General features: G+C 58.6%; 9 protein-coding genes. 1 reads left to right on the forward strand and 8 read right to left on the reverse strand.

What is annotated here, in order from left to right; all coding sequences use genetic code 11:
- The 8 genes from LJE63_01705 to LJE63_01740 form a co-directional block, all read right to left on the reverse strand.
- Nucleotides 1-1,210, reverse strand: a 1,210-nt coding sequence (locus LJE63_01705) for a hypothetical protein (protein MCG6905312.1), incomplete at its 3' end; no start/stop codon positions are given.
- A gap of 6 nt (nucleotides 1,211-1,216) precedes the next feature.
- Nucleotides 1,217-1,483, reverse strand: coding sequence for an amphi-Trp domain-containing protein (locus tag LJE63_01710; protein MCG6905313.1), 267 nt, complete (start codon nucleotides 1,481-1,483; stop codon nucleotides 1,217-1,219).
- A gap of 163 nt (nucleotides 1,484-1,646) precedes the next feature.
- Nucleotides 1,647-2,816: a hypothetical protein gene (locus tag LJE63_01715; GenBank protein MCG6905314.1), complete on the reverse strand. Its 1,170-nt coding sequence runs from the start codon at nucleotides 2,814-2,816 to the stop codon at nucleotides 1,647-1,649.
- Between the two features lie 141 nt (nucleotides 2,817-2,957).
- Nucleotides 2,958-4,310, reverse strand: a complete 1,353-nt coding sequence (gene mgtE, locus LJE63_01720) for a magnesium transporter (GenBank protein ID MCG6905315.1) — start codon at nucleotides 4,308-4,310, stop codon at nucleotides 2,958-2,960.
- 103 nt (nucleotides 4,311-4,413) lie between these two features.
- Entirely contained in the window at nucleotides 4,414-4,989 is a 576-nt protein-coding gene (locus LJE63_01725; protein MCG6905316.1) for a GAK system XXXCH domain-containing protein, read from the reverse strand.
- Nucleotides 4,990-5,471: 482 nt separating this feature from the next.
- Entirely contained in the window at nucleotides 5,472-5,846 is a 375-nt protein-coding gene (locus LJE63_01730) for a hypothetical protein (GenBank protein MCG6905317.1), read from the reverse strand.
- A 2-nt stretch (nucleotides 5,847-5,848) separates the two neighbouring features.
- Nucleotides 5,849-6,154 carry a topoisomerase DNA-binding C4 zinc finger domain-containing protein gene (locus tag LJE63_01735; GenBank protein ID MCG6905318.1) on the reverse strand — a complete coding sequence of 102 codons (306 nt, stop codon included), beginning with the start codon at nucleotides 6,152-6,154 and terminating at the stop codon, nucleotides 5,849-5,851.
- A 235-nt stretch (nucleotides 6,155-6,389) separates the two neighbouring features.
- Nucleotides 6,390-6,926, reverse strand: a complete 537-nt coding sequence (locus tag LJE63_01740; protein ID MCG6905319.1) for a hypothetical protein — start codon at nucleotides 6,924-6,926, stop codon at nucleotides 6,390-6,392.
- Nucleotides 6,927-7,204: 278 nt separating this feature from the next.
- Here LJE63_01740 and LJE63_01745 point away from each other — a divergent pair.
- Nucleotides 7,205-9,022: urocanate hydratase (locus tag LJE63_01745; protein MCG6905320.1), on the forward strand; the 1,818-nt coding region annotated here is incomplete at its 3' end.

Below are 9,022 nucleotides of genomic sequence, written 5' to 3' on the forward strand. Positions count from 1 at the left end.
AGAACGGGGCGTGGTGCGCTTTCTCGACGCGGGAGCAGGCCGCAATCAATTCTTCCGAGGAGGCGATTTGTAAGCCATTGAGACGCTTGGCCGGTCTGACAAAATCAGGATGAACGCGCCGGACGACATCCATGCGGGCCTTCAGCTGGGCCATGTAAGTGGTCGGGATGGGTTTTTCATGGCGGTTCTCCTGCCAGAGGCCGCCCAGCAACGCCTCAAGCAGTGCGAGCACATTTTCGGTGGTCTCCTCGTCGGCGCTGAGGATCACCGTATCCAGGGTATGGCCGGGAAGAAATTCCACCAGCATGGAGGCGCTGTCCTTATCTTCGGAAAACCCGTAAACCTTCGGCACCAGCCCCGGCATGATCCGTTCCCAGTGCTCGATATTCTCCTTTTCGCGGACAACTTTGACTTTTTTGCCTTCCTTGAAGATGGCTTGCGCCGGCCGGCCTTGATCTTCTTTGACAAACACCCGACCAATGCGGCATCCGGAGCGCGACCCCCAGATGGATTTGAAATCCATCTCCTTCAGCGGGCTTGCCAGATTCGATTGCGAAACGGTCCTTTCCAGGGCGCTCAGCTGGTCGATTTTGACCCGCTCACCCAATATCCCAAAAATCAATGCCTCCCCAACGTTCAGCAGGGCATCGCCGATGCGTTCCAGATAGCGAAAAATGAAGAGCGTCGTAATCAAATCCTCGATGAAATGTCCCGTGCGCATCCGGGCCATAATCCAGTCGAAATTGTCCTTGTATAGGCCATCGAGTTGTTTTTCGGCCTGACAGATCTTCAAGGCTCCCGACAGGTCGCGGGACTGCAAAACCGGCAAAACCTCGGAAAGACTTTCCTGAATGACCTCAAACATATCCGTGTAGCCGGCTTGGTGCAGAATGGTGAATTCGATCAAAAATTCCGTCTGTCGGGCAATGTTGACGCAAAAATCGGCGATTCTCTCCAAGTTGACGCAGATGACATGGACCGAGCGGATATGATTGATGACGTCCTCTTTCAGATTGCGGGAGGAGTTCAGCCTGGAAAAACATTCATTCTCGATTACGGTTTTCAGGTTGTCGACGTAATCATCTTTGGAGGTTATTTTTTCCAACAAATCGGGGTTGGCGTCATTCAACATGCCGAATGTCAGTTTGACCTGGTTTTCCACCTCAAGGATCAGGAATTTGAAATTCTCCTCAAGCGATTCAAAGACCATCATCGTTCAGGATCCTATGGAAAGCTTTTGGTTTTCCGTCTGACTCGGTGACTTTTTCCAGGAAATCTTCAATTCGATTTTGCTCTTGTCGTCTTTGAGCTTGGCCCGAATTTTAAAGGCGAGTAGACCCTCGGGGTTCAATACCAATTCTTCTTCCTGGGAATTAAACTTGATTTGCCCCTTCTCGAATCCCTCGGTCAATGATTTTAAAAAACTCTGAATACTGGTAACATCCTGCACCGATTCATACTCGAAATTATTCTTTTGCGCCATTTTAGATCTCCTTTCGGGTTGGGTCATCACGTGCAGCGAAATGTGCGCTGCTGTTTACCGGTTCATTTCTTTGGAGCCTGAAAGCCGGGGTGAGAAAAGGTCGGCGATATGAAATTTGCTGGAGATGCTATCCGGGAGGCGTTTCTCCAATCAGTTCTTGTTTTCAGCCGGCCAGCCGCTGCCGGTAATCTTCAATGACCGCCTCGCAACTGGTGTCGGCCCTGATCAGCGCTTTGCGAATACCCATTTCCTCCCAGGCCGGCTGAAAGCCGATTTCGCGATTGGCCTTTTCAGGATCCTGAATCGCCGGATCACGCACTTTTTCCCCCATGTGCGTATCATCCCCCATGAAAATCAGCAGTCGGCGTCGTGACAGGCCCAGCTGTCGGTTTTTGCGACGAATGACGTCAATCAGGAACTCGGTATAGCGCCGCGATTGGGGATTCCATACTTCGAAACCGTCCACATCGTAATCGGCCAGCAGAATAGGCCAGAACTGCTCGGGATGCGGCACGACGATGCCGGCCCCCAAAGTGCGTGCCTCCTCAATGACCTCGGAGGCACGATAAAAATAATGCAAGGAGAAATGCGCTTTGACAATTTGTTTGACTGATTTCAGAAAGGTCTGGGCGCGGTCGATGACAGCCTGGCCGTAGACCGGTCGCAGACGGTCGAAGAAATTGCGCAGCAGTTTATTTTTGACCATTTCGGCCGGAATCGAATCCATGTTTTTTTCTAATAATTCGGCTATCTTTTTCACGTAAATGCGCACAAATCTTATCAGCGCATCATCGGCGCCGGTTTCCCGGGCAGCGGCATTGAGCCGCTTTTCCGAGGGTTTGGTCAGTGTGTAAATGAAATCGAACAACTGCGATGAGCGGTACTTGAAGGTGTGGGCGAGCATCACCTTGAGGCGGTTGGCGCTGGGCTGCTGCAGTCTGTCGTTTTCGAAGTGCAGCAGCAATTGGACCTTCTGATTGAAACCACGGGCAAAGCAGTCGACTTCAGCACCCGTAAAACCTTGGTAAGTGGTCAGCACGTTATGTTGCGTTGGTATGATCAACTCGGTGGTTTTGCCGGGAAACATCGCTTCAATACGCTGAGTGATCAGCGGAATGGGGATGAATTCCGGGTGCCAATGAATGGCCAGCACCATCTTTTGGCGGGGGAAACGCTTTTCCGGGCTGGTGATGCGTTCCCTTTGAGCGGCATCGAGCTGGGTGGAGGTAATTTGCCTAAAAATTATTTCGTCGGATTCGGTGACCTCCAAGGGTATCGCCTCGGGAATTTCGAAGGTCCGGCCCTCGGGTTTGACGTTTGGTAACACCTTCATCGCTATTTCTTTCTGGCGTCCTGCCGGAAAAGTCCGGGTTGCTTTGGGAAAGGGGCTGCGCCTTTCCCCTGCCCGCGTCGTCGAAGCACGGCGCCGTAGATTCGGGCCGAAAGAGACCGTTTTTGAGCGGATGCCGTCACGTCAGATGTCCAGCAGGTATTTCGCAAACAAAAAATAAGAAAACACGCTGATGACATCCATGGAGGTGGTCACAAATGGGCCGGTGGCCACCGCCGGGTCCACCCGGAAACGTGCACACAGCATCGGTACCAGAGAGCCCACCATCGCCGCGGTGGCCATCGAGAGCAGCACCGCTCCCGAAACGACCAAACCCAGCCGCCAAGCGCGGTAGCTCGAAAAAGCCACAACCCCGAGCAGCACCCCGTAAAAGAGTCCTAAAATTCCGCCGACAGAAACCTCCTTGAGCACAACCGAACCGAGTTGGCGCACGTTGATGCGCTCCGTGGCCAGGCCGCGCACGACGATGGTCGAAGATTGGGTGCCGACATTTCCGCCCATGCCCATGATCACCGGGATGAAAGCTGCCAGGTAGACCACCTGCGCCAGCGTGGACTCAAAGTACTCGATTATGAAAAAGGCCAGTATCCCGCCCAAACAGCTGGCAAAAAGCCACGGCAGGCGGATGCGCGTGCTGGTGAGAATGGACTTGGTTTCAACAAAACTCTGCCCGACTCCGGCCATTTTCAAAATGTCCTCGGTGGCCTCTTCCCGGATGATATCGATCACGTCGTCGACCGTGACGATGCCGACCAGATGCCCCAGGCCGTCCACAACGGGCACGGCCAACAGGTCATAGCGTGCAACCATTCTGGCGACCTCCTCCTGATCGGTGTCAACCGCAACAGAATAGACATCCGGGCACATGAACGCCTTCAGGGGTGTTTGCGGGGGAACCGAAACCAGCTGCCGCAGAGAGCAGACACCGCTGAGACGTTTGTGCTGGTCGACGACGTAGAGGTAAAATGGCATCTCGACGTCCAGTTGCTCGGTTTGCAGGCTTTCGATCGCCTGTCCTGCTGTGGTGTCCTCGGAAAAAGCCAAAAAATCGGGCACCATGATGCCGCCGGCGACCTGATGATCGTATTGCAGTAATTCCCCCACCGCCTCCGATTCCGGGATTCTCATGCCCTTGAGGAGCGCTTCGGCTTTCTCGGCCGGAAGTCTTCCAATCAGGTCCGCCGCATCATCGGTCGGAAGCTGCTCCAACAAGCGAATCAATCGTTGTTGATCAAGGGTGTTGACAAAGATCAGAAGATCGTCGGGATCGAGTTTACTCAGCAGTTGCGCCTGGATGCCCTTATTGCCGATCAGCGCGAAAAGCTGGGTCTTCTGGGGGTGGTCAAGGGATCCAACCACCCTTGCCAGGTCGGCCGGATGGGTTTTGCCCACAATCCGTCGCAAACTGCCGACCGCGTTACGCCGAAGCAGACGCCGGATCATGTCATGCAGTATTTTGGGTGGTGGTTTTTTCACAACAACGCCCCGAGGCTTCCAAACCCGGATGGGTGGGAGGCGAAATTCATCACCACAACCCGCAGCAAAGCCCGGCGGGAAGATTGTGTTACCTCAGGAGCCCTCATTTATAGCGTTTATGGCACTGTTCTTTGAGCTGATCGAGTTCTGAAAAATGCATCTGAAAGGCCCGAAAGTCCTTGCGCTGATATGCTTCGCGGAATCGGTCGCAAGCAGCGGTGAAATCCGCATAGTATTCTTCGCCAAAGCCCGGGAAGGTGACCATCCGCTCGGCGTTGATCAGAAACTCCTCCAAGACAGATGCTTCCGGCAACCGATTTTGGTCCAGGTTTTCGGCAATTTGTTTGAACGCGGCCTTCATGCGTTTCTTCAGAGATTTGTAAATATTCTTGGTTTTTTTCGGTTCATCAAGGTCCTCTGATTCACTCAGGGTCTGCTCGGTGCCGGGTTCGGCGCTCCGGTCAACGGGGATATTTCGTTGGATTTTGAGGTTCAACTGGAGCCCGTCTTCCTTGGGCTTGATTTTGAGATTTAGCTTGGAGTAACCGGCCAGCAACGGGCCGAATTCGCTTTCTTCCACAACAGCTTCCCCTTGAACCTCGCAGGCCAGTTGCTGCAGCAGTTTTGCGGTCGCCTGGGGATTCAGGGTTCGCTTGATTTTTGCTTCAGTCTTTTTCATGTGGCCGCCTCACTTTCTGGTTCTGAAAGTTTGAATCCATTCATCCAAAATCGCGTTGGCTGTTCGCCGGACTGGTGGTTGGTTCCGGCCCAGACCGGGGAGCCGACCGTTTTGAGGTCATGGTTTGCAAGAAGTGGTGGAGAATAGTTCCGGTATGTTCAGGTATGATTAGTCTGAAGTTGGATGGTTCCGCGCGCATTTGGCTCGATAAGTTTTTGAAATCACATTTCTGATGGATGACGGCACCCGAACCGGGTTTGCGGGGCGGATCGGCCGCATCCAGAAAAAAAGGGGGGACACCGATTAGTGTCCCCCGAAAACATGGGTTCTTGAAAGCGGTTGGGGCAGCTGGCGATGCCCGGAAACCGCTAAAGATTTCCGCAGGCTCAAGAATGCCGCCTGCAGCAGGCTGATAAGGCCCCCCGGTTCTTCCAGGCGTCTGCGAGGGCAGCGCGCCCGGCCGGGCCCCGCCCGGGGATCTCTCAGATAAAGGCGGCGATCAGGGAGAGGCCGTTGGCTTCCAGCGCCCGTCCCACCGCCCACCCGAAAACCGCCCGGCCAAGCCGACGAACGGCCTTGTCGGTGACCTGCTGGACGGGGTCAGCGCTCTCGAGATCGAGCGCGCCGTCGTAGTGGCCGCTTTCCTTGAGCACCTGGAGCAGGCGTTCGACCCCGATCCGGTCGGGATCGTAGGTCACGATGGTGCTGCCGGTCATGGTGTTGACGCGCACGGTGTGCACTCCGTAAAGGTCCAAAAGATCATGAATTTGACTGGATTTCTGTGGGTTGGACCTCAAGGCGGGGATTTTGACACGCAACCGGCCGGGGACATGATGAAGGGTGTTCGCCGAATCCATTTCTACTCCTCTTGGCTTTTATCCACTTTGACAAACGTTCTGCATTTGGGATAATTGCGGCAGCGATAACGGGTGACGGACTTCCGGCGCATGTAAACGTGCATGGGGGCTCCGCACCTCGGACAGTTGGGCCTCTCCGTGGCTTCGGCCTTGCCTGAAGGCCACACGAACTGGCGGCCGCACACCAGACACAGGAAGCGACGCTTGCCGTTCCGGGTACTGCCATAGCGGTTGATCGCATCCGCCCCGCACGCGGGACATCGAATATCCGCCCCCACCGTCGCCACCTGCCAGACCCTCGCTTCCATTCCTTCTTATAGGTCCGGTTTGTTAGGCTTTTGTTAACTGGATATAAGAAATTGATTCAAAGTCGAAACCGCGCTGCCAGCCGTTTTAAGGGACCCCGTTCCGGCGGCAGGCGGGGGGTACCCGCGGCAGCGGGAGGTTGCGGCCGCGGATAAGAGAGAACGGCGCCGAAACGCCGGGAGGCCGCGTCTTTGCGGGGTGAAGTGCGGGTGTGGGCTTCGGCCTCGGGGGGCGGGATCAGGCGGCGGGCGGGGTCAGGTGCACCTGGAGCAGCGGGCCGATGGCGGCCATGCACTCCTCGATGGTGTAGTAGGTGTAGCCGGCGATCAGCCGGCCGCTTTCGTAGACATCCACGGCCGGGGTGCAGGGCGGGTGGGCGAAAAGGGCGTTGACGATGACCCGCCGGTCGGTTGCCCCCGAGGCCAGGAGGACCCCTGCATCCTGCTGGCTCTCCAGGTCGAAGGCCGGCAGGTGGGCCGGGCGCGGCTGCTGGTTGGCGTACATCATCTGATAGCGCACGCTGGGGGCGATATAGAGGGCCGCCGCTGGCGCCGGCACGCGAACCGTTGCGTGCAGCGAGCGGAAGAAGGCCTTTTCGACCGGCAGCAGATCCTGAAAGGTGACCAGCCGTCCGGCACGCAGATAGGGCGCCATGGTCTGCAGAATCCGGGATAGAAACTCCTGCCAGCCGGTTACGCTGTCGCTCGGGCCGACCCCCGCGCGTTTCGCGATGGTCTCGCTGACATGGCGTCCGGTGTCGTCCTGATGGGCCATACGGGTTTCCTTTCGCAGCAGGGGTGGGGGGATTCCGCCGGGGTTAAGTGGGCTGCAACCCGGAGCGAGTGTTTCAAATTTTTTCAAAAATGGGAAATGATTTCGATGTCTGGGGGATCCTTCGGTCCGGATTTTTGGCCGGGATCCGCCGGGACGGCCGCCGTCGGTCTCCCACATAGCGCTTGACAAAACGCCGGCTCCCGCCTGTATAACACCTTTAAGCCCTTCGCGGCCGCCCGCTTCCCGACCTTCGCCTTCAAACCGCCCAAGGTGACGCCATGCTTTCCAATCGCGAGATTGCCGCCGCCATGCAGATCAGGCTGGAAGAAGCGCTCCCGGAAATGCCCGCATTCGCCCCCGGGGTGCGCCGCGCCCCGGACCGCGGCTTTCGCCTGACCCGCGCCCAGACGGTCACGGCCCTAAAAAATGCCCTGCGTTACATTCCCGCGGCCCACCACGCCGCCCTGGCCCCCGAGTTTCTATCGGAGTTGAAAGCGCGCGGCCGCATTTACGGCTACCGCTTCCGCCCCGCCGGACCGATCGTTGCCCGGCCGATCGGGGAGTACACCGGCCGATGCCTCGCCGGCCGGGCCTGTCAGCTGATGATCGACAACAACCTGGACTTCGAGGTGGCCCTCTACCCTTACGAACTGGTGACCTACGGGGAGACCGGCAGCGTCTGCCAGAACTGGATGCAGTACCGCCTGATCCAAAAATACCTCCAGCAGCTGACCGACGACCAGACCCTGGTGATGCAGTCCGGCCACCCCCTGGGGCTTTTCCGCTCCTCCCCTGCAGCCCCGCGGGTGATCATCACCAACGGCCTGATGGTGGGGCTCTACGACAACCCCGCGGACTGGGAGATCGCCGCCCAGATGGGGGTCTCTTCCTACGGCCAGATGACCGCCGGCGGCTGGATGTACATCGGTCCCCAGGGCATCGTTCACGGCACCTACACCACCCTTCTGGGGGCCGCCCGCCGGCGCTGCGGGATCGGCCCCGACCAGGACCTAGGCGGGCTGCTGTTCGTCTCCTCCGGGCTGGGCGGCATGAGCGGGGCCCAGCCCAAGGCCGCCAGCATCGCCGGGGCGGTCTCGGTCATCGCCGAGGTGGACGACTCGCGCATCCGCACGCGCCGCGAGCAGGGCTGGGTGGAGATGGTCTCGGGCGACCCGGACGAGGTGTTTGCCGCCGCCGCCCGGGCCCTGGCGGACCGCAAAGCGCTGTCGATCGCTTACAGCGGCAACATCGTGGACCTGCTGGCCTACGCCGTCGCCCACGACATCCATATCGACCTGCTCTCTGATCAGACCTCCTGCCACGTGGCCTACGACGGCGGCTACTGCCCCCAGGGGGTGAGCTTCGCCGAGCGCACCCGGCTGCTGGCAACCGACCGGCCGCGCTTCCGGGGTCTGGTGGACCGCAGCCTGCGGCGGCATTTCGAACTGATCCGGACCCTGGCGGAACGCGGCGTCTACTTCTTCGATTACGGCAACGCCTTTTTAAAGGCGGTCTTCGACGCCGGGGTGACCGAGGTGGCCCGCAACGGCCGCGACGCCAAGGACGGCTTCGTCTTTCCGTCCTATTTCGAGGAGATCATGGGCCCGATCTTCGACTACGGCTACGGGCCGTTTCGCTGGGTCTGCCTCAGCGGTCGGCCCGAGGACCTGGCCCAAACCGACCAGGCGGCCATGGCCTGCATCGACCCCGACCGCCGTCCCGAAGACCGCGACAACTACATCTGGATCCGGGACGCGCAGCAAAACCGGCTGGTGGTGGGCAGCCAGGCGCGGATTCTCTACCAGGACGCCGCCGGGCGGGTGCGGATCGCGCTGGCCTTCAACCGCATGGTGCGCGAGGGCGCGGTCGGCCCGATCATGCTGGGTCGCGACCACCACGACCCCGGCGGCACTGATTCGCCCTTCCGGGAAACCGCCAACATCCGTGACGGCAGCAACGTCACCGCCGACATGGCCACCCACTGCTTCGCCGGCAACGCGGCCCGCGGCATGTCGCTGGTGGCGCTGCACAACGGCGGCGGCACCGGCATCGGCAAGGCCGTCAACGGCGGCTTCGGGCTGGTGCTGGACGGCAGC

Source organism: Desulfobacteraceae bacterium (assembly GCA_022340425.1).
In the GTDB taxonomy this organism is placed as follows: Bacteria; Desulfobacterota; Desulfobacteria; order Desulfobacterales; family JAABRJ01; genus JAABRJ01.